Genomic DNA, 23,440 nt, shown 5'->3' on the forward strand with positions numbered 1-23,440 from the left:
GGGGCCGGGCCTGCGCGCGGCCCGCAAGAAAGAGGATGCGACGTGCAGACGGATATCCTGAAGAAGAAGCTGGAAGGCTGCTACGTGACGGTGCCCACGCCGTTCCGCGACGAGGACGGCTTCCCCGTCGACGAGGCGGCCCTGCGGACCTATGTCCGCTTCCTCATCGACGGCGGCCTGACCGCCGACAGCGCCGTGTTCCTGGCCGGCGGCGCGGCCGGGGACTTCTCCACCATGACCTTCGAGGAGCGCGTGCGCGTCGCCGAGGTGGTGATCGACGAGGTCGGCGGCCGCGTTCCCGTGGCGATGGGCGCGCAGACCACCTCGACCCTGGAGCTGATCCGCCTGGCCAAGACGGCCGAGCGGCTCGGGGCGGACTTCATCCAGGTGTCCTGCCCCTTCTACTTCACGCATACCGAGGGTGATTTCGAGGAGTTCGTCCGCGCCGCCGCGGCGGCCGCGCCGAAGACCGGCATCATCGTCTACAACACGTTCTGGACCACGACGAACCTCTCCTTCGCCATGGTCGAGCGGCTGGCCGCCATCCCCAACGTCGTCGGCCTGAAATGGGCGACGCCGCGCACCGACGCCATGGAATTCGAGAGCGTCACCGCCCGCTTCTCCAAGCGCTTCACCATCATCGACAACAACCTGTTCTTCGCCTTCAGTGCCATGCCGGCCCTGGGCGCCCGGGCCTTCGAGGTGCATCTGTGCAACTTCTGGCCGCAATGGGGGCTCAAGCTGATGCACGAGATCCGCGCGGGCAACTATGTCGAGGTGGCGCGCATGCTGATCCACGAAGCCATGCCGTTCTACAAGCTCTGGGTCGAGATCGAGCGCGACTATACCAGCGGCGACGGCTATCTCGACAAGCTGTGCATGGAGCTGGTCGGCCTGCCTTCGAGCCGCTGCCGGCCGCCGACGCGCGATGCCCGGCAGCCCTATCGCGGCCTGGCGCTCGCCATGCTGCGCGCCATCGGCGCGCCGAACCTCGTGGAGGCCTGAAAGGACCGGGCATGGCGGCGGCGAACCTGATCATCCTGGCGGACGGCGACAATGTCGGCATCGCCCTCGCCGACATCGCGGCGGGCAGCCGCGCCCGCACCGTGGCCGGCCGCGGCCTGGAGGCGCTCGAAGCCATCCCGCAGGGCCACAAGATCGCCCTCGGCGACATCCCGGCCGGCGCCCTGATCATGCGCCTGGGCATGCCCGTGGCCGTCGCCACGGCGCCGATCCCGATGGGCCGGCTCGTCCACGTCCACAACGTCGCCAGCCGCTATCTCAACAATGACGAGGATCATTATGAATAGTCCCGTCGCCGGGCCGGCCCACCCCGCTGAGCGTATGCGAGGCTTCGCGCGCGCCGACGGGCGCAAGGGCATCCGCAACTATCTCCTTGTCGCCTATCTCGTCGAATGCGCCCATCACGTCGCCCGCAAGATCGCCACGCCCTACGAGGAGGACGGGGTGCAGCTCATCGGCTTTCCCGGCTGCTATCCCAGCGACTATGCCGACCGGGTGATGACCGACCTTGCCACCCATCCCAATGTCGGCGCGGTGCTGCTGGTCTCGCTCGGCTGCGAGGAGTTCCAGCGCCGCCGGCTGCAGGCGGCGATCACCGCCTCGGGACGCCCCGTCGAGCTCATGACCATCCAGAGCTGCGGCGGCACAGCCGCCACGGTGGCCCTCGGCCGGGCCTGGGTCGAGGAGCACCTGGCAGCGCTGAAGGCGGCGCCGACCGTGCCGCTCGGCTTCGGCGACCTCGTCGTCGGCACCAAGTGCGGCGGCTCGGACGGGCTCAGCGGCGTCACCATCAACCCGGCCGTCGGCCATGCCGTGGATCTCCTCGTCGACGCCGGCGCCACTGTCATGTTCGAGGAGACCTGCGAGCTCGTCGGCTGCGAGGAGCACATGGCCGGCCGCGCCGCCTCGCCCGAGCTCGGCGAGGCCCTGCGCCGGGCGGTGCGCAAGGCCGACGCCTATTACAGCGACCTCGGCCATGGCAGCTTCGGCGGCGGCAACATCAAGTACGGCCTCTCCACCCTGGAGGAGAAGTCGCTCGGCGCCTATGCCAAGAGCGGGTCGCGGCCGATCGCCGGGCTGCTGAAGCCCGGCGTGCGTCCGCCCGCGGCCGGCCTCTACCTCATGGACACCGTCAATGACGGGCCGGTGCGCTGGGGCATCCCCAACATCAACGACACCCAGACCATCACCGAGATGGTCGCCAGCGGCTGCCATCTCATCGTCTTCACGACGGGCGCCGGCTCCGTGGTCGGCCAGGCCCTGGCCCCGGTCGTCAAGGGCGTGTCCAACAGCCGCGTGTTCGAGCGCATGCAGGGCGACATGGACGTCAACGGCGGCACCATCGCCGACGGCCTGGAGACGGTCGAGGACGTCGGCCGGCGCATCGTCGAGGCCGTGGTCGCCGCCGCCTCCGGCCTGCCGACCAAGTCCGAGGCGCTCGGCCATCAGGAGTTCGTCCTCGCCTACAAGACCTATGAACCGCTCGGGCCCGGCTGCCTGCCGGCATGAGAAGCGAAGGCCTGCCAACCAGAACAAAGGGGATCGTCATGACCGGACTGAAGCTTTGGACGAAACGGACCGCGGCGGTGGTGCTGGCCGCCGCGGCAATCACCGGCGCGACGGCGGCATCGGCCAACGATGCGGTGCGCCTGCGCCTCAACTGGATGTGGTACGGCTCCCATGCGGCCTTCGCCCTCGGCAAGGACAAGGGCTACTTCAAGGACGCCGGCATCGACCTCGACATCCGTTCGGGCAACGGCTCGGGCTCGGCGCACCGCCTGGTGGCGAACGGCGACAGCACCTTCTCCTACGGCTCCTGCGCCGGCCTGGTGAACCTGGCGGCCAAGGGCGCGCCGCTGGTCTCGGTGGCGGTGATCGACGCCATGGGCACGGAAGCCATCATCGTGCGGCCCGATGCCGGCGTCGCCAAGATCGGCGACCTCAAGGGCAAGAAGCTGCTGACCACCGCCAATGCCGGCGTCAACACCTTCTTCCCGCTGGTGCTCAAGAATGCCGGCCTGACCGAGGCCGACGTCGCCGTCACCAACGTGCCTGACGGGGCGCTGGTGTCGAGCTACCTGCAGGGAGCCGGCGGCACGGTCGGCCTGCTCGGCGGCCTCGACGACAAGCCGGCCGAGATCATGGCCAATGGCGGCGCCGCGCCGGTGACCTTCGCCTATTCCGACTTCGGCGTGAACCAGGTCGGCTACTGCATCGCCGCCTCGAAGAAGCTGGTGGCCGACAATCCGGACCTGGTCAGGCGCTTTGTCGGCGCGACGATCAAGTCCTACAAGGCGGCCGAGGCCAACCCGCAGGCGGCGATCGACGCCCTGGGCGACATCGTCGGGGGCACCATGAACGAGGAGGCCGGCAAGAAGCAGGCCCTGGCCGTGCAGAAGGTGACGCTCGACGTGCTCTACTCCAAGGCCAACAAGGACAAGGTGCTGGGCCTCAACGTCCCGGAGGACTGGACCAGCATGATCCAGCTCATGAAGACCTATAACGGCCTGGAGACGAACGAGCCGGCGACGGCCTTCTACACCAACGATTTCCTGCCGAAATGAGGTCGGCGGGTGCGCCGCCCGCGAACGGCGCACCCGCTGCGGGACCGGGCCCCGACGGCCGCCGCCGCATCCGTCGGGTGCCCGGCTCTCCATCTGCGGGGCGTCCTGCGATCCGGCGGGATCGCCGGGCATCGCAAGGACGTGTCGAAGCCAGAAGTGAGAGCAAAGCGGCGTTTCCGCCCGGACGCGCTTTGCTCCAGCAAGGACCCGAGCCGCATGGCCGCCACCATCGAGATCCGCGCCCTGGCCAAGACCTTCGGGTCGGGCGCGCAGGCCGTGCACGCCTTCGGCCCCGTCGACCTGACCATCCCCTCCGGCGGTTTCGTCTCGCTGCTCGGCCCGTCCGGCTGCGGCAAGTCCACGCTGATGCTGATGATCGCCGGCCTGCTCGACGCCTCCGAGGGCGAGGTCCGCGTCGACGGCCGCCGGGTCGAGACGCCGCAGACCGATATCGGCATCATGTTCCAGGACAACACCCTGGTGCCGTGGCGCACGGTCGAGGGCAATGTCGCCCTGCAGCTCGAGCTGCGCGGCCTCGATCCCGCCGCCTACGGCGCCAGGATCCGCGAGCTCCTGCGCTCGGTGCGGCTGGAGGGCTTCGGCGCCCGCTATCCCCACGAGCTCTCCGGCGGCATGCAGCAGCGCGCCGCCTTCTGCCAGGCGCTGGTGCACGACCCCGACACGCTCCTGTTCGACGAGCCGCTCGGCAAGCTCGACGCCATGACGCGCGAGGGCATCCGCGGCGACCTGCAGGCCCTGTGGATGAAGCGCCGGCCGACCGTGGTCTTCGTCACCCATTCAATCGAGGAGGCGGTGCAGCTCTCCTCCACGGTCTGCGTGATCACGCCGCGGCCGGGCCGGATCGAGCGCATGATCGACATCGACCTGCCCTGGCCGCGCGACCTGGAGGTCAAGGCGAGCCCGGACTTCACGCGCCACGTCCACACCATCCAGGGGATCTTCCGTGACTATGGCGTCCTCTAGCAAGCCCGGGAAGCCCGGCGAGCCTGGCGAGCCCGGCCCCGTCTTCCGCGCCCTGGCCCGGATCGGCGTCGCGGCCGAGCAGTCCTGGCCGTTCCTCGCCTTCTTCGTCGGCTTCTTCCTGGTGTGGGAATGGTCGGTGTCGCTGTTCTCGGTGCCGGCCTACATCCTGCCGAAGCCGACCGAGATCCTCGTCAAGGGCTGGGCCGACATCCCCCGCCTCATCGACTACACCGCCGTCACCGGCCTGGAGACCGTCGTCGGCTTCGTCCTGTCGATCCTGGTCGGCCTGCCGGTCGGCCTCGCCATCGCCTTCTCGCCGGGGCTGCGCCGGACGATCTATCCCTTCTTCGTCAGCCTGGAGATGGTGCCGAAGATCGCCTTCGCGCCGCTGTTCATCTCCTGGCTCGGCTTCGGCCTCCTGCCGAAGGTGATCATCGTCGTGCTGGTCTGCTTCTTCCCGATCGCCCTCAACGCCATCCACGCCTTCGGCTCGCTGAGCGACGAGCTGACGCGCTTCTGCCGCTCGACCGGCGCGGGGCCGCTGCGCACCTTCTGGAAGGTGCGGCTGCCGGCGGCGCTGCCGCAATGCTTCGTCGGCTTCAAATATGCGGCGGTCAACGCCACCGTCGGCGCCACCATCGCCGAGTTCATCGGCAGCGACCAGGGCCTGGGCTTCTACATCCAGATCGTCACCGGCAACATGCGGCCCGACCTCGCCTTCGCCGGCATCTTCTTCCTCACCGCGCTCGGCCTCGCCCTGTTCGGCTGCGTCACGGCGGCCGAGCGGCTGCTGATCCCCTGGCACATCTCCGTGCGCCGCCACTGATCCCATGCCGACAAGGACCGCTCATGCATTCCCGCTATGCCTATGACGACCTGGCGGCCTTCGCCACCGGCGTGCTCGCGGCCGCCGGCCTGCCCGACGAGCCGGCGCGGACCGTGGCGCGGGGCCTGATCGAGGCGGACCTGCTCGGCCACACCACGCACGGCCTCGCGCTCCTGGCGGACTATGTCGAGGAGCTCGACAACGCCACCATGGAGCGGGAGGGTGGACCGGCGATCCTCGCCGACCACGCCGCCGTCGCCCTCTGGGACGGCCGCCGCCTGCCGGGCGTCTGGACCACGGCCCTGGCCGTGGCCGAGGCCGAGCGCCGCGCCGCGGCCTTCGGCATCGGCGCCGTCGCCGTCCGGCGCAGCCACCACATCGCCTGCCTCGCCGCCTTCCTGGAAGCGCCGGCGCGGCGCGGCACCATGGTGCTGGTGCTGTCCTCCGATCCCAGCGATGCCCATGTCGCGCCCTTCGGCGGCACCTCGCCGGTGCTGACGCCGAACCCGATCGCCGCCGGCATTCCCACCGGCGCCGATCCCATCCTGGTCGACGTCTCCACCTCGATCACCACCGCGGCGATGTGCGCGCGCCGGCGCGCCGCCGGCCAGCCTCTTCCCGGCCGATGGGTGGTGGACGAAGAGGGCGCGGCGACCGACGATCCCGCCGTGATGAAGAACGGCGGCGCGCTCATGCCCATCGGCGGCCTCGACCATGGCCACAAGGGCTACGGCCTCTCCCTGATCGTCGAAGCGCTGACGCAAGGCCTCGGCGGCTTCGGCCGGGCCGACGCACCGACGCAATGGGGCGCCTCCGTGCTGGTGCTGGCGCTGGCGCCGGCCCTGTTCGGCGGTCTCGACGGCTTCGTCAGGCAGACCGGCTGGCTGGCCGAGGCCTGCCGTGCCGCCGCCGTGCCGCCCGGCCGCCCGCGCGTGCGCCTGCCGGGCGAGGCCGCGCTCGACCGCAAGCGCCGCGCCCTCGCCGAGGGCGTCGTGCTGCAGGCCGCGATCCCCGGCGATCTCGACCGGCTCGCCGCCCGCTTCGGCCTGCCGGCGCCGACACCCCTCCCCGCCTGACCCCGCCTCCGGAGCCCGCACCATGACCGCCAACCCCTCCGCCGCCGACTACCGCGCCGCCGCCGACCGCCTCGCGCTGCCCTCCCGGGCCTTCATCGACGGCGCCTGGCGGCCGGCCGTCTCGGGCCGCACGTTCGAGAACCGCGATCCCGCGACCGGCGCCGTGCTCGGCCAGGTCGCCCATTGCGACGGCAGGGATGTCGACCTGGCGGTCGCGGCGGCCCGCCGCGCCTTCGAGGACGGCGCCTGGTCGCGGGCCGCGCCGGAGGAGCGCAAGGCGGTGCTGCTGCGCCTGGCCGACCTCGTGCGTGCCAATGCCGAGGAGCTCGCCGTGATGGAGAGCCTCGACAGCGGCAAGACCATCCGGGACTGCCTCAACGAGATCGGCCACGAGGTGCCGACCTTCTTCCAATGGTATGCCGAGCTTGCCGACAAGAGCTTCGGCAAGGTGGCGCCGACCGGCGAGAAGAGCCTCGCCATGATCGTCAAGGAGCCGGTGGGCGTCGTCGGCCTGGTGCTGCCGTGGAACTTTCCGCTGCTGATGGCGGCCTGGAAGCTGGCCCCGGCCCTGGCGGCAGGCTGCTCGGCGGTGCTGAAGCCGGCGGAGCAGACCCCGCTCACGGCGCTGCGCCTCGCCGAGCTCGCCGCCGAGGCCGGCCTGCCGGCCGGCGTGCTCAATGTCGTGCCCGGCTTCGGCGAGACCGCGGGCCAGGCCATCGGCCGCCATCGCGACATCGACGTCGTCTCCTTCACCGGCTCGACCGAGGTCGGCGCCTATTTCCTGCGCTATGCCAGCGAGAGCAACCTCAAGCCGGTCGGGCTGGAGATGGGCGGCAAGAGCCCGTTCATCGTGCTCGACGACGCCGACATCGACGAGGCGCTGGTGTCGAGCGCGGTCAGCGCCGCCTTCTGGAACGGCGGGCAGAACTGCTCGGCCAACATGCGCCAGATCGTCGACCGCCGGGTCAAGGACGCCTTCCTCGACCGGGTGCTGGCCAAGACCCGCGCGCTCGCCGTCGGCGACCCGCTCGACCCGGCGACCGACCTCGGCGCCATGGTGAGCGAGGAGCATCGGGCGCGGGTGCTCTCCTATATCGAGGCGGGCCGCCAGGAGGGCGCCCGCCTGCTGGCCGGCGGCGGCCCGAGCGCCGGCCTCGCCGGCTCGTTCGTCGACCCGACGGTGTTCGACGCCGTCACCCCGTCCATGCGCGTGGCACGCGAGGAGATCTTCGGCCCCGTGCTCGGCGTCATCGCCGTGGACGGCATCGAGGAGGCGCTTCGCGTCGCGCGCGACACCGATTACGGCCTGCACGCCACCATCTTCACCCGCGACATCGACAAGGCCTTCCATCTCGCCCGGCGCCTGCCCTGCGGCACGGTCGCCGTCAACGGCTTCACCGAGGGCAATGTCACCACCCCGTTCGGCGGCTACAAGCGGTCGGGCTCGCTGGCCCGCGACAACGGCACCGAAGCGGTCGACCAATATCTGCAGACCAAGACCATCTGGGTCAGCCTGCGCTGACGGGACGCGCATCGATTCGGCATTTGCGGTTGTCTCATTCCGCAAATGCGGTAACGTTACATTCTGGATGTAACATGATGTGTTGCTGAAATGTCTCTCTCTCCAGATCAATGTCGGGCGGCCCGCGCGTTGCTCGACTGGTCCCAGGCCCGGCTGGCGGAAGCCGGCAAGGTCGCGACCAAGACCCTGGCCGACTTCGAGGGCGGCCATCGCGCCCCCTACCCGCGGACACTGGCCGATATCCGCGCCGCCCTGGAGCAGGCCGGCGTCGAGTTCATTCCCGACGATGACCGCGGCGGCGCCGGCGTCCGGCTGCGCCGCAGCGCCCTGCAGGCGGACGAAGGCCGCAAGCCGAGCGAGCTCGACGCGACCAACGACGACTGACGGCCGCCGGCTCAGCTGTTCTGGTCGGGAACGAAGAGGCAATTGGTGGTCCGGGCCGGATCGCCGCCGTAGGAGCAGCGGTAATAGCGCCCGTCCGGCGAATGCCGGACCTGGCTGCTGCCGAAGATCTGACCGGTGGCGAGCACCTTCCAGCCCCCGGCCACCACCTGCAGGTCCGAGGCCTGGATCTCGTAGCAATCATGCCCGCCGCAGCATTCGACGGGATATTGCCAGCCCGTCGGCGCCTGGTGCGCGGCGGCAGGGGGCGCCCATGCCGACGTGTCGAGCAACAGCAACAGTCCGGTGACGATCCTGATCATGGCCTGCCTCATGCGTTGCGGCCGAGCCCGTCCGTGACGGCCTTAACCTGAAAATCGGGCATTGGTTCCGCCGGCTCGTTTCCGCGGACAAAGCTGTTGCCGGCTCGATCGCACCGTGCAATCTCCGGGCCGCCGCATTGCGCTGCGTCGCCGTGCCGCCCCGGCGCCTGCCGCGGACGGACTCGTTCAGGTGCTGTTCAGGGTGATTCGGTAACCTAAGGGCCAGCTTCGACTTCAGAGATCGTCTATGGAAATCTTCTTGGCCCTGATGGCTCAGCCCATCGCGATCGCCGTCTGGGCGCGCTGGATGCGGGGCTTCCCGCTGCTCGGCACCGTGCTCGCCATGATGATCGCCAACGTCGTCGTCGCCAATCTCGTGGGCGGGCTCTACCCGGCCGGCGTGCTGCCGGATACGACGCCGGGCCTCGACACGATCGGCGAGACCCTGTCGCCGGTGCCGGACCTCGACCTGCACCTGACCTTGCTCACCCTGGCGGTGACCGGCATCGCCGCCATGCTCACGGTCGCCCTGTCCGCCCGGCGCTGGGCCGCCTGAAAACCTCCGGCAGCGCGGCCCCGGCTCAGGCCGCCGCGATCTTGAGGCCGGCAACGCCGGCCACGATGGCCAGGGCGGAGACCAGCTTGGCCGGGGTCAGCGGCTCGTCCAGGAGCAGGAAGCCGAGCACGACCGTGCCGAGCGTGCCGACCGCCGTCCAGATGGGATAGGCGACGCTGACCGGCAAGGTGCGCATCGCCAGCGTCAGGAAGCCGATGCCGCCGATCGTCGCCACCACCGTCACCACGGTCGGACCGAGGCGGGTGAAGCCCTCCGCATATTTCATGCTCATCGCGAACATCACCTCGAAGCCCGCGGCGACGGCGAGATAGATCCAGGCCATCATCGACTCCCTGGCTGAAATCAGCTCATTCATGCCATACCCATCGACGGCCTGGTATCGCCTTGACGTCACCCGTCGCAAGCGCGAACATCTCAGCCGATGGCTGAAACATTCTCATCCATGAGCCGTCGGGGCGCATCGCACCCGGACCGGGCAGGCTGATGCGTCGCCTGCCGCCCCTCGGTGCCCTGCGCGCCTTCGAGGCCGCAGCGCGCCTGGAGAGCTTCAAGCGCGCCGCGGCCGAGCTCGCCGTGACCCCGACGGCGATCAGCCACCAGATCCGCCAGCTCGAGGCCGGCCTCGGCTTTGCCCTGTTCGAGCGGCAGACCCGCCGGGTGGTGCTGACTGCCGAGGGCCGCGACCTCTTCCCGGCCCTGCGCGGGGCGCTCGACGCCATGGCCGAGGCCGTGGAGGCGGTGCGCCGCCGCTCCGTCCGCCGGGTGGCGACGCTGTCGGCCACCGTCGCCTTCACCGCCAAGCTGCTGGTGCCGCGCGTCGCGCGCTTCCGGGCGCTCAACCCGGGATGGGACCTGCGCCTGCACGCCTCGGACGATCCGGCCGACCTCGACGGCGGCACGGCGGACGCGGCGATCCGCTACGGCCTCGGCCATTATCGCGGGCTTGTGGCCGAGCCGCTGCTCTCCGACAGCTTCGCCCCGCTGTGCAGCCCGCATCTCGGCCTGGCCCGGCCCGAGGGGCTGGCGCAGGTGCCGCTGATCCACTTCGAGTGGGGCCCCATCGCCACCCGCCTGAACGTGCCGACCTGGCGGGCCTGGGCCGAGGCGGCGAACCGGCGCGACCTCGATGCCGAAGGCGGCATCACCTTCAACGACGAGAGCAGCGCCATGCAAGCCGCGGTCGCCGGCCAGGGCGTGGCGCTGCTCAGCCTGGCCCTGGCGGCCGGGGAGCTGGCCTCCGGCGCGCTCGTGCGGCCCTTCGGTCCAGAGCTCCCCGGCCTGCGCTACCATTTCGTCCATCCGGCCGGCGCCGGGCAACGGCCGGCCGTCGCCGTCCTGCGACGCTGGGTGATGATCGAGCTCGCTCCCCACCTTTCCGGCGCTCCCGCCGCGGACGGCATGGCGGATCGAGGCCCGGTTTCGGGCCGATCGCCATGACCTCCCGCAGGCGAGGGATGAGGCGGATCCCGGACGGGATCAGGCGTCCGACGCGGCGAGCGAGGCGATCGCCGAGATCTCGACCAGCAGGTCCGGCGCGATCAGCGAGCCGACCGCGACCATGGTCGTCGCCGGACGGAGGGCAGCGAAGACCGCGCCATGCGCCCGCCCGACCTCCTGCCACAGTCCGATATCGGTGAGGTAGATGCGGGTCTCCACCACGTGCTCCGGCCCGGCGCCGAGCTCGGCCAGGGCGGCGAGGATGCGCTCCAGCACCACCCGCGCCTGCCCTTCGGCATCGCCGGGGTGGAGCGCCCGGCCATCGGCGCCGCTCGCCGTCGTGCCCGAAACGAAGATCAGCTCGCCCGCCCGCACCGCGCGGGAATAGCCGATTGCCCCGCCCCAGTTCGAGGCGATGGCGACCTTGCGCCTGTTCATGTCGTCTCCTTTCGTGGTCGGGCCGTGCGGGCCGAGGTCACCAGCGCCACGCCGGCGCCGATCAGGCCCGCCGCGGCGATGTCGCGCAGCCCCGGCGCCTCGCCGAGCAGCAGCGCCGCCAGGACGAGCGTGACGACCGGAACCAGGGCCGGCAAAGCCGCGCCGGCCACCGGACCGAGCAGGGCCACCGCCCGGTTGAAGGCGAGAAGGCCGAGCACCGTCGTCAGCCCGCCCTGGTAGACCGCCTGCAGGACGATGTCGGCGAGCGGCGCCTGTCCGAGCCCGACCGGCAGCACGGCGGCGTAGATCGGCAGGTAGAGCACCGCCGAGCCGACCGCGACGATGGCCGTGGCGTGCAGGGCCGTCAGCCCGGACCGCCGCAGCACCAGGACGTAGCCGGCCCAGAGCAGCGCGGCGGCGAGGAAGGCGGCATGGCCGGGATCGAGGCCGCCGGGCCCGAGCCCGGCGATCAGCACGCTCCCCGCCAGGATCGCCGCCACGCCCCACCAGCCGCGCGCGGCGAGGCGCTCGTGGAGGAGCGCGGCGGCCAGGATCGCCGCCATCGCGCACATCGGCCCGGGCACCAGCGCCGCAGCCTGCCCGGCCGGAGCAAAGCGCAGGCCGAGCGCGATCAGCAGCACATAAGGCGCGCCGGTGCCGGCGATCAGCACGGCAAGCCCGGCCCAGCCGAGCCGCGCCAGCGCAAGACCCTCGCGCCGGATCACCGGCAGCATCAGCACCCCGGCGAAGCCGAAGCGCAGCGCGGTGATGTCGCAGGCGCCGAGGCTGGTGCGCATGCCGAGCCGCGTCAGCACGAAGGAGCCGGACCATATCGCCACCGCGATCAGCCCCCAGGCGAGGCCCGCGCGGCCGCCGAGCCCGGCGAGCCTCGCGAGCCATGAGCTCCGCGCCGCCTTGCCGCTCTCCTCCTCGACGCTCGTCTCTCCCGCCATTGCCGCCATCCACCTCTCCGGGCGCAGCATGGCCGGGAGCGCGGACGTGGCCGCCACGGATTTTCCGGATGGGCGCCATCAGCCGGGCTGATGACCCCGATGCGCAGCGCTCAGCCGGCCTGCCGGCGCAGGGCGCCGTCGCCGGCCCGGGCGATATCGAGCAGCCGGCGCACCGGCTCGCTGGCCTGCCGGTCGGGCCGGGCGATCATGTAGAGCCGGCGGTGCGAAAGCGGGGAGAGCGGACGGGTGCGCAGATCCTGCATGTCGGGCCGCGGGAAGGCGGTGTCCGGCAGGATGGTCAGCCCCAGACCCTGGCCCACCATCGCCAGGGCGGTGGCGATGTCGTGCACCCGGATCAGCGGCGGCAGCGGCACGCCGGCCGGGGCGAACAGCCGCTCCAGGATCGAATCGCAGCCGAGCCCGGCGGCGACCAGGGTCTGCCCGTCGAGCGTGCCGAGGTCGACCGCAGCCTGACGCAGCAGGCGATGCCCGCGCGGGCCCACCAGCACCAGCTCCTCGTCGCGGACGGGATCGGCGGCGAGGCCGGCGGGCGCCACGGCCGCCAGGCCGACATCGGCGATGTCCCGCGCCACCCACTCGCCGACCTCGATGTGATGACCTTCGAACACGCTGAGCTCGAGCCCTGGGTAGAGCTGGCGCAGGCTGCGGCTCCAGCCCGGCAGCAGCCGTGCGGCGACGCTGGGGACGCTGGCGATGCGCAGCCGCCGGCCCGGCGCGGCCGCGCGGGCCTGCGCCTCGATGCGGCGGGCCGCGTCGAGGGCGGCCTCGGCATCGTCGAGGATCGAGAGAGCGAAGGCGGTCGGCGTCACCCCGTCGCGCGTGCGCGCCAGGAGCTCGACGCCGAGCGCCGTCTCCAGCGCGATGATGGCCTGGCTGGCACCGGACTGGGTGAGGCCGCAGCGCCGCGCCGCGGCACCGACGCTGCCGGTCTCCACCGCCGCCGCCAGCAGGCGCAATTGTGCGAGCGTGATCTTCATGGCGCCATCCTGGGCCGGATTCGCGCCGGGGAAAAGCCTCCAGTCCGGCGCTATTGGGCGGGGGCATCCGCGGGCGAGGCGCGCGGCCGGCATTCATAGGCCTGCTCGTAGGCGCCGCCCTTGAGCGGCTCCGTGCTGCGCACCTCGCACAGCCGGTCCGTCCGCGCGAACCACAGATAGGCCGCGGCCCGATGCGCGGCGAGCGCCGGATCGCCCTCCGCCGCCAGCATCAGCTTGCGCAGGAAGCCCCTCCCCGCCACGGTGCCGGGCGCCGGCGCCGTCTTGAGCCTGCCGAGATCCGGCCGGTCCCAGATCCAGAAGGTGCCGCCGGGCGTGGCGATGGTCCCGTGCGCGACCGTGTCGTAGGCTATCGCCGGCCGGCTCTCCCCGGCGCAGCCCGCCAGCAGGGCGGCGAGCGCCACGGCGGCCGCATGTCTCGACTTCATGGTCCTCCTCCGGCGGCGCGCCCGACGCGCGAGCCAAGCTCATCCAGGGAAAGGATGACCATGTTTGTGGACCGATTGAGGCACGGTCGGCATGCGCCGGGAACGTCCACAGCCGACAGGGTGCTCCGCCGCTCATTCCGCCGGCCCGTCCGGCCCGACATCCCCGTCGAGGACGGCCGGCCGATCGGGCCGGACGAGACGGTGATCCCAGAGGTGCGGGAACACGGCTGAGAAGAAGCCTCCGGCCGGCATCATTCCCTCGGCGCCCTGGCCGCCGGATCGTCGGGCGGGAGCATCTGCGTCTGAGCCGCCGGGGCCCGGGACTGCTGGTCGCCGAAATGGCGCAGGGCCAGGACGGCGCCGCGTTCCCCCGCCAACATCCCGAGCAGCCCCAGCAGGGCGATCGCCGGCGGCGCCGGGGAGCGGACATGGACAAGCCCGTACGCCGCGCCGACGGCCAGCCCGGTGAGAAGAGAGAGGAGATAATCGGTCATGGCCGTCCTCCGAGAGCATCTTCCAGCGGACCGGCACCCGGTCCGCGGCAAGACAATGCGTAAGAACAAGGAGATGGAGAGTGTGATCGATTCACCTTGAAACGATCACGCTCTAGTCCTGCGGCCGCAGCACGACCCGGCCGGGCATGCCGGCCGCGACCTTGCGATAGGCCGCCTGCGCCTCACCCAGCCCACAAGTCTCGGCGATCGGCGCGGCCCGGTAGTCGCCCGCGATGAATCCGGGGGTCAGCGCATCGAGAACCCTGGCCGATGCCGTGAGGTCGCGCTTCAAGGTATCCACGCCGAAGAGCCGGCTTTCGTTGTGATAGAAATCGGCGAGGTCGAAGGTGACTTCGCGCTGGCCGGTTGCGGCGATTTCGATCAACCTGCCGCGCAGGGCCAGGCAGCCGACGGCGCTGCGGAACATGACGCCGCCGACCAGATCGAAGACGACATCCGCGCCCTTGCCATCCGTCGCCGCGCGAATCTCGGCCGGCAGATCCCTTGCAGCGATGATCAGCGTCTCGGCGATGGCATGGATCGGCGCATCCGGGTGCGGCACGTGCCTGTCCGCCGCGATCACGCGGGCACCACGGCATCGCGCGATCTGGGCGGCGGCGCTGCCGACCCCGCCGCCGGCACCGATCAGCAGCAGGGTTTCCCCCGCCGTCAGCCCCGCTGCTTCGAGACCGGACCAGGCGGCGAGGTAGTTGACGCCGACCGATGCCGCTTCGTCGAAGCTGAGGGTGTCGGGCTTGCGGCGCAGGCTCGCCACCGGCACGGCGACCAGCTCGGCATGGGTGCCGTCACGGGTGAAGCCGGTGTCGCCGCCGCTGCCCCAGACCTCGGCTCCGATCCATTCGGCCGGACCCGCCTCGACCACGCCGGCGAAATCCCGGCCAGGGATGCGCGGCAGCGTCGTCTGCTTCATCGCCCCGGCGACGTTCTTGACATCGCTCTGGTTGATCGAAGCCGCCATGACCCGGACCAATGCCGTCTGCCCGTCGGCGGCCGGCGGCGCCGCCTCCACCATTTCGAGAACCGAGGGCTCGCCGAAGGCCTCGAACCGTATCGCCCGCATGATCCGCTCCTTCAGGGGATGATGTGCCTGAACGATAGGATGGAGGCTCACATGGCGGTCGGAAAGCTGCGGCGGAGGATGCTATGTTTCCGTTGAGCGGAAGCATGCGAGGCACCATGGCGGATCGTATCGGCGACATCGAGCTTTTCCGCGCGATCGTGCAGGCCGGCGGCATTTCGGCCGGCGCCGCGGCAATGGGCTCTTCGCCGCCCGCGGTCAGCCGCCGGCTTTCGGCGCTGGAAGGCCGCCTCGGCGTAAGGCTGGCCGAGCGCACCGCGCGGCGCTTCCGCCTGACCGATGAGGGCGCGCTCTATGACGAGCATTGCCGCAGCATCCTCGCCGCCCTGCGTGACGCCGAAGCCGAGGTTTCGTCCCGCGGCGCCACAGCCCGAGGTCTCCTGAAGGTCGGCGCGCCGATGGAGCTCGGCCGGCGCCGGATCGCCCCTCTGCTGGCCGAATTCGCCGGGCGGCATCCGGCGTTGGCGGTGCACCTGGTGCTTTCCGACGCCGGCCTCGAGGTCGGGCAGGACGGTCTCGACGTCGCGCTCCGGATCGACAGGCCCGACGACCCGGCGGTCATCACGCGCAAGATCGCCTCGACCCGGCGCGTCATCTGTGCCGCACCGTCCTACCTGGCGGCGCGCGGCGTGCCGGAGAGACCGGCGGATCTGGCGAGCCATGAATGCCTGCGCCTCGCGCGTCGCCACCGCCTGCACGATCGCTGGCGGTTCCGCGCCGAGGCCGGCATCGAGGAGGTCAAGGTCGGCGGTCATCTGTCGAGCGGCAGCGGCGATGCGCTCCACGGCTGGGCGCTCGAAGGGCGGGGGCTCTCGGCCGAGGCCCTGTGGGACGTGGCCGAAGACCTCGAAGCCGGACGCCTCGTCGAGTGCCTCGCCGACCACCGGTGCGACGACATCGAGCTGTTCGCCACCTTCCTGCCCGGCCAGCCCCTGCCGCCGCGCATCCGGCTCTTCGTCGATTTCATGGTGGCGGCACATCTCGGCTGAAGGGCCGGCGGTTCCGCCAGCCCTGGTCTTGGGTGTATGACGGCGCTGCAGGCCTCTTCAGACCGAGAGACGGGATTTGGCACGGACGGGACATATCTTCGGGCCGATCTCGGCCGAGTCGACGCGCCTCTGCCTGCGCATGCTTCTCGTGCTCGTCGCCTGCCTCTCGTCAAACGCGGCCCTGGCCCACCGCAGCGGTCCCGTCGGACTGGCCGCCGGTCTCTCCATCCCCACGCTCGGGCATGGCCAGATGGCGGTCGTCGCCAACCATTATGCCGAGATCCTCGATCTTGCGGATCGCCAGGTCTTTACGGATGAACGGTTCCGGCGGTTCCGCAACTATATCAGCCTCCAGTACGCCGCCTGCCTCTGGGGCATGGTGCCGGCAAGCCTGACGGACGAAGAAAGCCCGTTCAACGAATGCAGCCATGGCTATCTCTCCGGCGCGCAGGCTCTGCTGCTGCACATGAAGACCATGCCCGGCATGCGGGACCAGGCGAACGCGCTGGCGGAGCGGATCAGCCTCGAGATGCTGGCGCAGAATGCCGCCATGGTCGTGTGCCGCTACAGCGACGAGCCGTTCAACACCGCCGATGTCGTGTCGCCGCATTGGAGCGAGGTGCCGTTCCACGCACCGAGCCTGCTCGCCCTGCTCGCGGCTGCCGGGATCATCGGCGGCGCGCTGGCGGCTGCCCTCGCGTATCTCAGCGGGCCGCGGCCAGGGGACGGAGCGCTTGCCGGCAGCGCGTAGCGCTTGCCGGCCGCGCATAGGGATGCCGCCACCCCTGCCTACCGCCCTTCCCTGCCGATCCCGTCGAGCTCGGCCAGCACGTCCGGCGCAAGCGTGAGCTCGGCCGCCGCCAGGTTCTCCTCGAGATGGTCCGGCGACGAGGTGCCGGGGATCAGGAGGATGTTGGGCGCGCGCGCCAGCAGCCAGGCGAGCGCCACCTGCATCGGCGTCGCGCCGAGCCGTCCGGCCACGGCCGACAGGGTGCCGGACTGCAGCGGCGTGAAGCCGCCGAGCGGGAAGAACGGGACATAGGCGATGCCCTGCCGGCCCAGCGCGTCGATCAGCGCATCGTCGTGGCGATGGACGAGATTGTAGTGGTTCTGCACGCAGACCACCGGGGCGATGCGCTGCGCCTCGGCGAGCTGTGTCGCGGTGACGTTGCTGAGGCCGAGATGCCGGACGAGCCCCTGGCGCCGGAGCTCCGCCAGGGCGGTGAACTGCTGCTCGATCGAGCCTTCGCTGGGCGCATGGACGTCGCCCATGACGCGCAGGTTCACCACGTCCAGGGCGTCGAGGCCGAGATTGCGCAGGTTGTCGTGCACGGCGCGCGTCAGCTCCGCCGGGCTCTGCGCCGGGTTCCACGACGCGTCGGCGCCCCGCACCGCGCCGACCTTGGTGACGATCACCAGATCCTGGGGATAGGGGCTCAGCGCCTCGCGGATCAGCTGGTTGGTGACGTGGGGCCCGTAGAAATCGCTGGTGTCGATATGGTCGACGCCGGCGGCCACGGCCTGGCGCAGCACCGCGAGGGCCGCGTCGCGATTTTTCGGCGGCCCGAACACGCCGGGGCCGGCCAGCTGCATGGCGCCGTAGCCCACGCGCTTCACCGTGCTGTCGCCGAGGGTGAAGCTGCCCGCTTTCGCCAAATCGGTCATGTCTCTCTCCCATGAAGGTTCGTCCCGGAAGATGGACCTTGACCACGTGCACGACAATCCGGTGAAATCGGTACAGCTTGTGCGGAATCCCGAACAATGCCGGAAGACCTGCAGGATCTCTACGCCTTCCTGGCGGTGACGCGGGCCGGCGGCTTTCGCGAGGGCGCACGCGCCGGCCGCGTGTCGGCCTCGAGCCTCAGCGAGGCCGTGCGGCGCCTCGAAGCCCGGCTCGGCGTGCGCCTGCTCAACCGCACCACCCGCAGCGTTGCCCCGACCGAGGCGGGCGCCCGCCTGGTCGAGCGGCTGGGACCGGCCCTCGGCGAGGTCGAGGCGGCGCTCGACGTGGTCAACAGCTACCGCGACCGGCCGGCCGGGACGCTCCGGCTCAACGTGCCCGCCACCGCCGCCCGCCTGGTGCTGCCGCCGATCGTCACGCCCTTCCTCCGGACCTACCCCGACATCCGCCTGGAGGTGATGGTCGAGGACAGCTTCGTCGACGTGCTCGCTGCCGGCTGCGACGCCGGCATCCGCTATGACGAGCGGCTCGAGCAGGACATGGTCGCGGTGCCGATCGGCCCGCGCGTCCAGCGCTTCGCCACCGCCGCCTCCCCCGCCTATCTCGCCGAGAGGGGCCGGCCCGAGCACCCGCGCGATCTGCTCGCCCACGCCTGCCTGCGCGGGCAGTTCGCCAGCGGCACCATCCCGACCTGGGAGTTCGAGCGGGACGGCGAGATCGTCCGCGTCGACCCGAGCGGCCCGCTGCTGGTGCGCCTGGGCGCGGCGGTGGACCTGGCGGTGGCGGCCGCGGTGGAGGGGCTCGGCATCATCCACCTCTTCGAGGGCTGGCTGCAGCCCCATCTCGACAGCGGCACGCTCGAGCCGGTGCTGCAGCCCTGGTGGCAGAATTTCACTGGGCCGTTCCTCTATTATCCCGGCCGCCGCCACCTGCCCTCGCCGCTACGCGCCTTCGTCGATTTCATCCGCTCGCGCTGACCGGTGAAGCCGGGTGCGGCAGGCTTTCAGGCGTTGCGCGCATAGGCCGCGAGGTTCTTCGTCAGGATCGCGACCAGGCTGTCGCGCAGGGGATCGCGCACGCCCTTCAGCCAGGCGGCCGACAGGGGCAGCCGGGTCGCCGTGCCGTCCCGCCCGGTGTCGAGCGGGACATACCGCACGCCGCCGACCGCGAGCCGCGAGGTCCATCGCGGCACGATGGCGAGCCCGATGCCGGCGGCGACCAGGACGACGATCGTCTGCTTCTCGTCGGCGACCTGCGCGATGCGCAGGTGCGATCCCGCCGCCGCGAACAGCTCGATGGTCAGGTCGTGGCTGTGCGGCCGCGATCGGCGGTCCGGGACGATCAGCGGCTCGTCGTCGAGGTCGGCGATCGCGACGCGCTCGCGGCCGGCGAGGCGATGGCCTTGCGGCATCGCCACCACCGCGGTCTCGCTGAACAGCGCCAGCAGCTCGAGGCTGCGGTCGACCGCCTCGGGCGGCCGGATGAAGGCGAGGTCGAGCCGGCCGGACCTCAGCTTCGGCAGCAGGCGCGCCGTCTTGTCCTCCAGGAGCTGCACGGCGATCGCCGGATGCTCCAGCTTCAGGTCGAGGAGGAGCTGGGGCATCAACCCCGCCGCGGCGCTGTCGATCGCGCCGATGCGGATCTCGCTGCGCTCGCGCCGGCCCTGCCGCCGAAACCGCCCCGTGATCGCATCCACCTGCGCCAGGACCTGCCGAGCCTCCCCCAGGAGCCGGGTGCCGTCCCTGGTCAGCAGGACGGTGCGCGTCGTCCGCTCGACGAGGCGCACGCTCAGGCTCTCCTCGAGCAGCCGGATCTGGCGCCCGAGCGAGGCGGGCAGGATGGCGAGCCGGCGGGCGGCGCGCCCGAAATGCAGCTCCTCCGCCACTGCCACGAAGCAGCGCAACTGGCCGATCTCCATCGTCCTCTCCTGCGGGGCCGACGTAGATCATATCATTTTTTTATATAATCATCTGCGCATTGCCATCGCCGACGCCGACGCGCATCGTCGCGGCGGGGCAACCGGCGGCCTCGCCAGGCCCCGAGGAGAACGACCATGCGCAGCCACGCGATCGCCGCCATCCCGGCCGACGGCATCGGGCCGGAAGTCATCAGCGCCGGCCTGCGGGTGCTCGCCGCCCTTGCGCAACGGCTCGGCGACGTCAGGTTCGACGTCGAGACCTTCGGCTGGGGCTCCGACCACTATCGGAAGCACGGCGTGATGATGCCGGCGGACGGCCTGGCGACGCTGAAAACATTCGACGCGATCTATTTCGGCGCCGTCGGCGCGCCCGACGTTCCCGACCACGTCACGCTCTGGGGCCTGCGCCTGCCGATCTGCCAGGGCTTCGACCAATATGCCAATGTCCGCCCGACCCGGATCCTGCCCGGCATCACGCCGCCCCTGCGCCATTGCGGGCCCGGCGACCTCGACTGGGTGATCGTGCGCGAGAACTCCGAAGGCGAATATTCCGGCCATGGCGGACGGGCCCACAAGGGCTTGCCGGAGGAAGTCGGCACGGAAGTGGCGATCTTCACCCGGGTCGGCGTCACGCGCATCATGCGCTACGCCTTCGGCCTCGCCCGCTCGCGCCCGCGCAAGCTGCTCACCGTCGTCACCAAGTCCAACGCTCAGCGCCACGGCATGGTGATGTGGGACGAGATCGCCGCCGAGGTGGCGCAGGAATTCCCGGACGTGGCCTGGGACAAGATGCTGGTCGACGCCATGACCGTGCGCATGACGCTGAAGCCCCGGAGCCTCGACACGATCGTGGCCACCAACCTGCATGCCGACATCCTGTCGGACCTCGCCGGGGCGCTCGCCGGGTCCCTCGGCGTCGCCCCGACCGCCAATATCGATCCGCAGCGCCGCTTCCCCTCGATGTTCGAGCCGATCCACGGCTCGGCCTTCGACATCACCGGCAAGGGCATCGCCAACCCGGTCGCCAGCTTCTGGACCGCGGCGCAGATGCTGGAGCATCTCGGCGAGCCGGAGGCGGCCGCCCGCCTGATGCGCGCCATCGAACGCGTCACCGGCGCTGGCATCCTCACCCCGGACCTCGGGGGCACCGCCACCACCCGGGACGTCACCGAGGCGGTGGTCGACGCCATCCATTCCTCCAACATCTGAGGGTCGGATGCGGCGTCAGGCCTGCGCCGTCGGCCGCACGACGATCTCGCCGACATCGACATGCGCAGGCTGTGCGATCGCAAAGCCGATCGCCTCGGCGATCGCGACGGGATCGATGGCGAGGCTCGACAATCCGAGCCATGACGCCATCAGGCGAAGCTCCTCCATCAGCCGCTCGACCGTGCATCGCGGCGCATCCGGCTCGACATGCGCCCGCTGGACGATCAGCGTGCCGGCCTTGCGGTCCGCCTTCAGGTCCAGCCGCGCGACGAGCGCGCCATCCAGCAGGAAGGGCAGCACGTAGTAACCGTGCTCGCGCTTGTGGGCGGGCGTATAGATTTCGAGACGATAGCGGAATCCGAACAGCCTCTCGGTTCGCGGACGGTGCCAGATCAGCGGGTCGAACGGCGACAGCAGCGCCGAGCCTTCGATCTTGCGGCCGGCCCGCGCGTCCTTGTGCAGATAGGCCTGTTGCTGCCAGCCACGCACGCGCACGGGGACGATGGTTCCCTCCTCGACCAGCTGTTCGATCGGCAGCCGGGCGTCCGCCGCGGGAATGCGGTAATAGTCGCGCAGGTCCTCCGCAGTCGCGACGCCGAGCGCCCGCGCCGAGCGCGCGAGGAGCGCCCGCCGCGCATCGGTGCCACGGGGAGTGGGCAGGCCCAAGACCGCCCGAGGCAGCACACGCTCGGGCAGGTCGTATACCCGCTCGAAGCTGCCCCGGCGGTGTGTCGCAGCGACCAGCCCCGCCCAGAACAGCCATTCGAGCGCGTGCTTCGCCTCGCTCCACACCCACATGCCCTTCGAGGCCCCGCCAGCCGCCACATCGGAAGCGGCCAGCGGCCCCTCGGCCTCGATGCGAGCGAGCAAGGCGTCGGCCTCGGCTCGCCTCTCGCCCGCATAGGCTTCGAGCTGGCGCCAGATGCCCTTGCCGCGAAGCGCGCGGGCCATGCGCCAGCGCAGAAGGGGGTGACAGTCGATGGGCAGCAGCGACGCTTCGTGCCCCCAATATTCGAAGCAGCGCTTGGGCTTCGCCGCGACGAGGGCGTCGAGGGCGGCCGGGTCATAGGAGCCCAGGCGCGAGAAAAGCGGGAGGTAGTGAGCGCGAACCAGGACGTTCACGCTGTCGATCTGGAGCAGGCCGAGCCGGTCGATCGACCTTCGCAATTGCGCCACGCCGACGATGCCGCTCCGTGACAAGGCGTTGAAGCCCTGTGCCGTGAGCGCGATGCGGCGAGCCTCGGACGCCGAGAGCTCCGCCTTCAAGGTCGCTCTCCCGATACCCCGGCGATGAACGTCCGCAGGTCGGCCAGCATCAGCTCAGGCTGCTCCAGAGCAGCAAAATGCCCGCCCGAGGCCATGTCGCTCCAGTGAACGACGTCATAGGTCTTGGCGGCCAATGAGCGCGGGGTGGGCAGAAACACCGGATCGGGGAACGCCGCGATGCCGGCCGGGACTCGGATGCGCGTGCCGGGGGGAAATCGATCCGATCGCTCCAGGCGCTTGCCGTGATAGATCCAGGTCGCGGTGACCATGGACGACGGTGCGACATAGAGCATGATGTTGGTGATGAGCTCCTCTTCCGAGAAGGTGCTCCAGATGTCCGGGCTGCCGTCGGCACGCTTCGGCAGGTCCGCCCACTGCCCGAATTTCTCGAGTATCCATCCCGCGGCGCCGACCGGACTGTCGGCCAGCGCCACCCCCAGCGTCTGGGGGCGCGTTTCCTGCTCATGATTGTAGCCGGTCTCCCAATCGAGGATTGCGGCACGGCGGACGATCAGATCCTTCTCCTCGGGAGTCGTGGGAGCGGCGTCCTCGGCGAAAATGCCGACCATGTTGATGTGAATGCCGAGCAACGCTTCGGGCTGCTGATACGCCATCCAGCTCGCGATATGGGCACCCCAATCGCCGCCCTGGACGACATAGCGGGATGGCCCGAACAGCCGAGCCATCAGCCCGTGCATGAGCTCGGCGGCCCGGCGCGGACCGATGATGCCGGTGATCGGCCTGGAGAAGGCAAAACCCGGGAGCGAGGGAACGACGACATCGTGCCCGTCTGCCGCAAGCGGGTCGAGGAGCCGTTCAAATTCGAGAAACGAGCCCGGCCAGCCGTGGAGAAGAAGAACCGGCGGCTTCCCCCCGCTCCCCCGCACATGGACGAAATGGATGCGCTCGCCCTCGATGTCGGTCGTGAAGTTGGGGCGCTGATTGAGGCCTCGCTCGACCTTGCGCCAGTCATAGGTGTCCCGCCAATAGGCGACGAGCCGCTTGAGGTCATCGATCCCGACCCCCGACCTCCACCCCCCTGCATCGGGAAGCTGGCTCCAGTCATACGCTTCGACCTTCGCCATGATGGCCGCGAGCCGCCCGTCGGAAATCTCGATCGCATAGGGCGAGATCATGTCCTTCTCCCGAGGTGTCGTGGCGCCGACGCAAACGCCGGCACGGTCATCGCTTGCGGGCTCCGACCGTCGCTTCATGCCGCGTGACGCAAAGCTGGAC

At 70.7% G+C, this 23,440-nt stretch carries 27 protein-coding genes; 15 read left to right on the plus strand and 12 right to left on the minus strand.

Annotated features, from left to right (window positions below; genetic code table 11):
- Window positions 1-42: 42 nt before the first annotated feature.
- The 9 genes from QO011_RS37540 to QO011_RS37580 all read left to right on the plus strand — a co-directional run bounded on the left by QO011_RS37540 (window position 43) and on the right by QO011_RS37580 (window position 8,379).
- Window positions 43-1,005: a dihydrodipicolinate synthase family protein gene (locus QO011_RS37540; protein ID WP_307284228.1), complete on the plus strand. Its 963-nt coding sequence runs from the start codon at window positions 43-45 to the stop codon at window positions 1,003-1,005.
- A gap of 11 nt (window positions 1,006-1,016) precedes the next feature.
- Window positions 1,017-1,310 carry a UxaA family hydrolase gene (locus QO011_RS37545; RefSeq protein WP_307284231.1) on the plus strand — a complete coding sequence of 98 codons (294 nt, stop codon included), beginning with the start codon at window positions 1,017-1,019 and terminating at the stop codon, window positions 1,308-1,310.
- Window positions 1,303-2,532, plus strand: coding sequence for a UxaA family hydrolase (locus QO011_RS37550; RefSeq protein WP_307284234.1), 1,230 nt, complete (start codon window positions 1,303-1,305; stop codon window positions 2,530-2,532). Before QO011_RS37545 ends, QO011_RS37550 begins: the two co-directional genes overlap by 8 nt.
- Before the next feature lie 38 nt (window positions 2,533-2,570).
- Entirely contained in the window at window positions 2,571-3,587 is a 1,017-nt protein-coding gene (locus tag QO011_RS37555) for an ABC transporter substrate-binding protein (RefSeq protein WP_307284238.1), read from the plus strand.
- 216 nt (window positions 3,588-3,803) lie between these two features.
- Window positions 3,804-4,571: an ABC transporter ATP-binding protein gene (locus QO011_RS37560; RefSeq protein WP_307284240.1), complete on the plus strand. Its 768-nt coding sequence runs from the start codon at window positions 3,804-3,806 to the stop codon at window positions 4,569-4,571.
- On the plus strand, window positions 4,558-5,397 hold the full coding sequence (locus QO011_RS37565; protein ID WP_307284320.1) for an ABC transporter permease: 840 nt from the start codon (window positions 4,558-4,560) through the stop codon (window positions 5,395-5,397). Before QO011_RS37560 ends, QO011_RS37565 begins: the two co-directional genes overlap by 14 nt.
- Window positions 5,398-5,420: 23 nt before the next feature.
- On the plus strand, window positions 5,421-6,473 hold the full coding sequence (locus tag QO011_RS37570) for an Ldh family oxidoreductase (RefSeq protein WP_307284243.1): 1,053 nt from the start codon (window positions 5,421-5,423) through the stop codon (window positions 6,471-6,473).
- 22 nt (window positions 6,474-6,495) lie between these two features.
- Complete coding sequence (locus QO011_RS37575; RefSeq protein ID WP_307284246.1) at window positions 6,496-7,995, plus strand: aldehyde dehydrogenase; 1,500 nt, start codon at window positions 6,496-6,498, stop codon at window positions 7,993-7,995.
- Window positions 7,996-8,124: 129 nt separating this feature from the next.
- Window positions 8,125-8,379 (plus strand): helix-turn-helix domain-containing protein, encoded by a 255-nt coding sequence (locus QO011_RS37580; RefSeq protein ID WP_307284249.1) that lies wholly within the window; start codon window positions 8,125-8,127, stop codon window positions 8,377-8,379.
- Window positions 8,380-8,390: 11 nt separating this feature from the next.
- Here QO011_RS37580 and QO011_RS37585 read toward each other — a convergent pair whose 3' ends face one another.
- On the minus strand, window positions 8,391-8,699 hold the full coding sequence (locus QO011_RS37585; RefSeq protein WP_307284251.1) for a hypothetical protein: 309 nt from the start codon (window positions 8,697-8,699) through the stop codon (window positions 8,391-8,393).
- 268 nt (window positions 8,700-8,967) lie between these two features.
- Here QO011_RS37585 and QO011_RS37590 point away from each other — a divergent pair, with 268 nt between their 5' ends.
- Window positions 8,968-9,255 carry a hypothetical protein gene (locus tag QO011_RS37590; RefSeq protein ID WP_307284253.1) on the plus strand — a complete coding sequence of 96 codons (288 nt, stop codon included), beginning with the start codon at window positions 8,968-8,970 and terminating at the stop codon, window positions 9,253-9,255.
- Window positions 9,256-9,280: 25 nt separating this feature from the next.
- Here the strand turns inward: QO011_RS37590 and QO011_RS37595 are convergent, their stop codons facing one another.
- A complete protein-coding gene (locus QO011_RS37595) occupies window positions 9,281-9,598 on the minus strand; it encodes a DMT family transporter (protein WP_307284255.1) in 318 nt (105 codons plus the stop codon).
- A 161-nt stretch (window positions 9,599-9,759) separates the two neighbouring features.
- Between QO011_RS37595 and QO011_RS37600 the strand changes: the two genes are divergently transcribed.
- On the plus strand, window positions 9,760-10,713 hold the full coding sequence (locus QO011_RS37600; RefSeq protein ID WP_307284257.1) for a LysR substrate-binding domain-containing protein: 954 nt from the start codon (window positions 9,760-9,762) through the stop codon (window positions 10,711-10,713).
- A gap of 39 nt (window positions 10,714-10,752) precedes the next feature.
- Here the strand turns inward: QO011_RS37600 and QO011_RS37605 are convergent, their stop codons facing one another.
- The 6 genes from QO011_RS37605 to QO011_RS37630 all read right to left on the minus strand — a co-directional run bounded on the left by QO011_RS37605 (window position 10,753) and on the right by QO011_RS37630 (window position 15,123).
- Window positions 10,753-11,151 (minus strand): RidA family protein, encoded by a 399-nt coding sequence (locus QO011_RS37605; protein WP_307284258.1) that lies wholly within the window; start codon window positions 11,149-11,151, stop codon window positions 10,753-10,755.
- Entirely contained in the window at window positions 11,148-12,104 is a 957-nt protein-coding gene (locus tag QO011_RS37610) for a DMT family transporter (RefSeq protein WP_307284260.1), read from the minus strand. Before QO011_RS37610 ends, QO011_RS37605 begins: the two co-directional genes overlap by 4 nt.
- Window positions 12,105-12,214: 110 nt before the next feature.
- Window positions 12,215-13,102 (minus strand): LysR family transcriptional regulator, encoded by an 888-nt coding sequence (locus QO011_RS37615; RefSeq protein WP_307284263.1) that lies wholly within the window; start codon window positions 13,100-13,102, stop codon window positions 12,215-12,217.
- Window positions 13,103-13,152: 50 nt separating this feature from the next.
- Entirely contained in the window at window positions 13,153-13,548 is a 396-nt protein-coding gene (locus QO011_RS37620) for a hypothetical protein (protein WP_307284266.1), read from the minus strand.
- A gap of 251 nt (window positions 13,549-13,799) precedes the next feature.
- The gene (locus tag QO011_RS37625) at window positions 13,800-14,042 is read right to left on the minus strand and encodes a XapX domain-containing protein (protein ID WP_307284268.1); all 243 of its coding nucleotides are present in this window, start codon (window positions 14,040-14,042) and stop codon (window positions 13,800-13,802) included.
- Between the two features lie 112 nt (window positions 14,043-14,154).
- Complete coding sequence (locus QO011_RS37630) at window positions 14,155-15,123, minus strand: quinone oxidoreductase family protein (RefSeq protein WP_307284269.1); 969 nt, start codon at window positions 15,121-15,123, stop codon at window positions 14,155-14,157.
- A gap of 116 nt (window positions 15,124-15,239) precedes the next feature.
- On the opposite strand from QO011_RS37630, the gene QO011_RS37635 reads away from it, so the two are divergent.
- Window positions 15,240-16,130 (plus strand): LysR family transcriptional regulator, encoded by an 891-nt coding sequence (locus QO011_RS37635; RefSeq protein WP_307284272.1) that lies wholly within the window; start codon window positions 15,240-15,242, stop codon window positions 16,128-16,130.
- A gap of 148 nt (window positions 16,131-16,278) precedes the next feature.
- Window positions 16,279-16,881 carry a hypothetical protein gene (locus tag QO011_RS37640; protein ID WP_307284274.1) on the plus strand — a complete coding sequence of 201 codons (603 nt, stop codon included), beginning with the start codon at window positions 16,279-16,281 and terminating at the stop codon, window positions 16,879-16,881.
- A gap of 38 nt (window positions 16,882-16,919) precedes the next feature.
- Here the strand turns inward: QO011_RS37640 and QO011_RS37645 are convergent, their stop codons facing one another.
- On the minus strand, window positions 16,920-17,795 hold the full coding sequence (locus QO011_RS37645; protein ID WP_307284277.1) for an aldo/keto reductase family oxidoreductase: 876 nt from the start codon (window positions 17,793-17,795) through the stop codon (window positions 16,920-16,922).
- A 96-nt stretch (window positions 17,796-17,891) separates the two neighbouring features.
- Here QO011_RS37645 and QO011_RS37650 point away from each other — a divergent pair, with 96 nt between their 5' ends.
- Window positions 17,892-18,788, plus strand: coding sequence for a LysR family transcriptional regulator (locus QO011_RS37650; RefSeq protein WP_307284280.1), 897 nt, complete (start codon window positions 17,892-17,894; stop codon window positions 18,786-18,788).
- A gap of 26 nt (window positions 18,789-18,814) precedes the next feature.
- Here QO011_RS37650 and QO011_RS37655 read toward each other — a convergent pair whose 3' ends face one another.
- A complete protein-coding gene (locus tag QO011_RS37655) occupies window positions 18,815-19,729 on the minus strand; it encodes a LysR family transcriptional regulator (protein ID WP_307284282.1) in 915 nt (304 codons plus the stop codon).
- Between the two features lie 135 nt (window positions 19,730-19,864).
- On the opposite strand from QO011_RS37655, the gene QO011_RS37660 reads away from it, so the two are divergent.
- The gene (locus tag QO011_RS37660; RefSeq protein ID WP_307284284.1) at window positions 19,865-20,938 is read left to right on the plus strand and encodes a tartrate dehydrogenase; all 1,074 of its coding nucleotides are present in this window, start codon (window positions 19,865-19,867) and stop codon (window positions 20,936-20,938) included.
- A 15-nt stretch (window positions 20,939-20,953) separates the two neighbouring features.
- Here the strand turns inward: QO011_RS37660 and QO011_RS37665 are convergent, their stop codons facing one another.
- Window positions 20,954-22,204 (minus strand): winged helix-turn-helix domain-containing protein, encoded by a 1,251-nt coding sequence (locus tag QO011_RS37665; protein ID WP_307284287.1) that lies wholly within the window; start codon window positions 22,202-22,204, stop codon window positions 20,954-20,956.
- Window positions 22,201-23,340, minus strand: a complete 1,140-nt coding sequence (locus QO011_RS37670; protein WP_307284289.1) for an epoxide hydrolase family protein — start codon at window positions 23,338-23,340, stop codon at window positions 22,201-22,203. The genes QO011_RS37665 and QO011_RS37670 overlap by 4 nt, the downstream gene beginning before the upstream one ends.
- Window positions 23,341-23,440: the final 100 nt, after the last annotated feature.

The sequence above is a fragment of the Labrys wisconsinensis genome, assembly GCF_030814995.1.
Classification (GTDB): domain Bacteria; phylum Pseudomonadota; class Alphaproteobacteria; order Rhizobiales; family Labraceae; genus Labrys; species Labrys wisconsinensis.

Coding starts and splice junctions, on each gene's coding strand:
- QO011_RS37545 (WP_307284231.1), top strand. CDS start 1,017: ATGGCGGCGGCGAACCTGATCATCCTGGCGGACGGCGACAATGTCGGC.
- QO011_RS37550 (WP_307284234.1), top strand. CDS start 1,303: ATGAATAGTCCCGTCGCCGGGCCGGCCCACCCCGCTGAGCGTATGCGA.
- QO011_RS37555 (WP_307284238.1), top strand. CDS start 2,571: ATGACCGGACTGAAGCTTTGGACGAAACGGACCGCGGCGGTGGTGCTG.
- QO011_RS37560 (WP_307284240.1), top strand. CDS start 3,804: ATGGCCGCCACCATCGAGATCCGCGCCCTGGCCAAGACCTTCGGGTCG.
- QO011_RS37565 (WP_307284320.1), top strand. CDS start 4,558: ATGGCGTCCTCTAGCAAGCCCGGGAAGCCCGGCGAGCCTGGCGAGCCC.
- QO011_RS37570 (WP_307284243.1), top strand. CDS start 5,421: ATGCATTCCCGCTATGCCTATGACGACCTGGCGGCCTTCGCCACCGGC.
- QO011_RS37575 (WP_307284246.1), top strand. CDS start 6,496: ATGACCGCCAACCCCTCCGCCGCCGACTACCGCGCCGCCGCCGACCGC.
- QO011_RS37585 (WP_307284251.1), bottom strand. CDS start 8,699: ATGATCAGGATCGTCACCGGACTGTTGCTGTTGCTCGACACGTCGGCA.
- QO011_RS37590 (WP_307284253.1), top strand. CDS start 8,968: ATGGCTCAGCCCATCGCGATCGCCGTCTGGGCGCGCTGGATGCGGGGC.
- QO011_RS37595 (WP_307284255.1), bottom strand. CDS start 9,598: ATGGCCTGGATCTATCTCGCCGTCGCCGCGGGCTTCGAGGTGATGTTC.
- QO011_RS37600 (WP_307284257.1), top strand. CDS start 9,760: ATGCGTCGCCTGCCGCCCCTCGGTGCCCTGCGCGCCTTCGAGGCCGCA.
- QO011_RS37605 (WP_307284258.1), bottom strand. CDS start 11,151: ATGAACAGGCGCAAGGTCGCCATCGCCTCGAACTGGGGCGGGGCAATC.
- QO011_RS37610 (WP_307284260.1), bottom strand. CDS start 12,104: ATGGCGGGAGAGACGAGCGTCGAGGAGGAGAGCGGCAAGGCGGCGCGG.
- QO011_RS37615 (WP_307284263.1), bottom strand. CDS start 13,102: ATGAAGATCACGCTCGCACAATTGCGCCTGCTGGCGGCGGCGGTGGAG.
- QO011_RS37620 (WP_307284266.1), bottom strand. CDS start 13,548: ATGAAGTCGAGACATGCGGCCGCCGTGGCGCTCGCCGCCCTGCTGGCG.
- QO011_RS37625 (WP_307284268.1), bottom strand. CDS start 14,042: ATGACCGATTATCTCCTCTCTCTTCTCACCGGGCTGGCCGTCGGCGCG.
- QO011_RS37630 (WP_307284269.1), bottom strand. CDS start 15,123: ATGCGGGCGATACGGTTCGAGGCCTTCGGCGAGCCCTCGGTTCTCGAA.
- QO011_RS37635 (WP_307284272.1), top strand. CDS start 15,240: ATGGCGGATCGTATCGGCGACATCGAGCTTTTCCGCGCGATCGTGCAG.
- QO011_RS37645 (WP_307284277.1), bottom strand. CDS start 17,795: ATGACCGATTTGGCGAAAGCGGGCAGCTTCACCCTCGGCGACAGCACG.
- QO011_RS37650 (WP_307284280.1), top strand. CDS start 17,892: ATGCCGGAAGACCTGCAGGATCTCTACGCCTTCCTGGCGGTGACGCGG.
- QO011_RS37655 (WP_307284282.1), bottom strand. CDS start 19,729: ATGGAGATCGGCCAGTTGCGCTGCTTCGTGGCAGTGGCGGAGGAGCTG.
- QO011_RS37660 (WP_307284284.1), top strand. CDS start 19,865: ATGCGCAGCCACGCGATCGCCGCCATCCCGGCCGACGGCATCGGGCCG.
- QO011_RS37670 (WP_307284289.1), bottom strand. CDS start 23,340: ATGATCTCGCCCTATGCGATCGAGATTTCCGACGGGCGGCTCGCGGCC.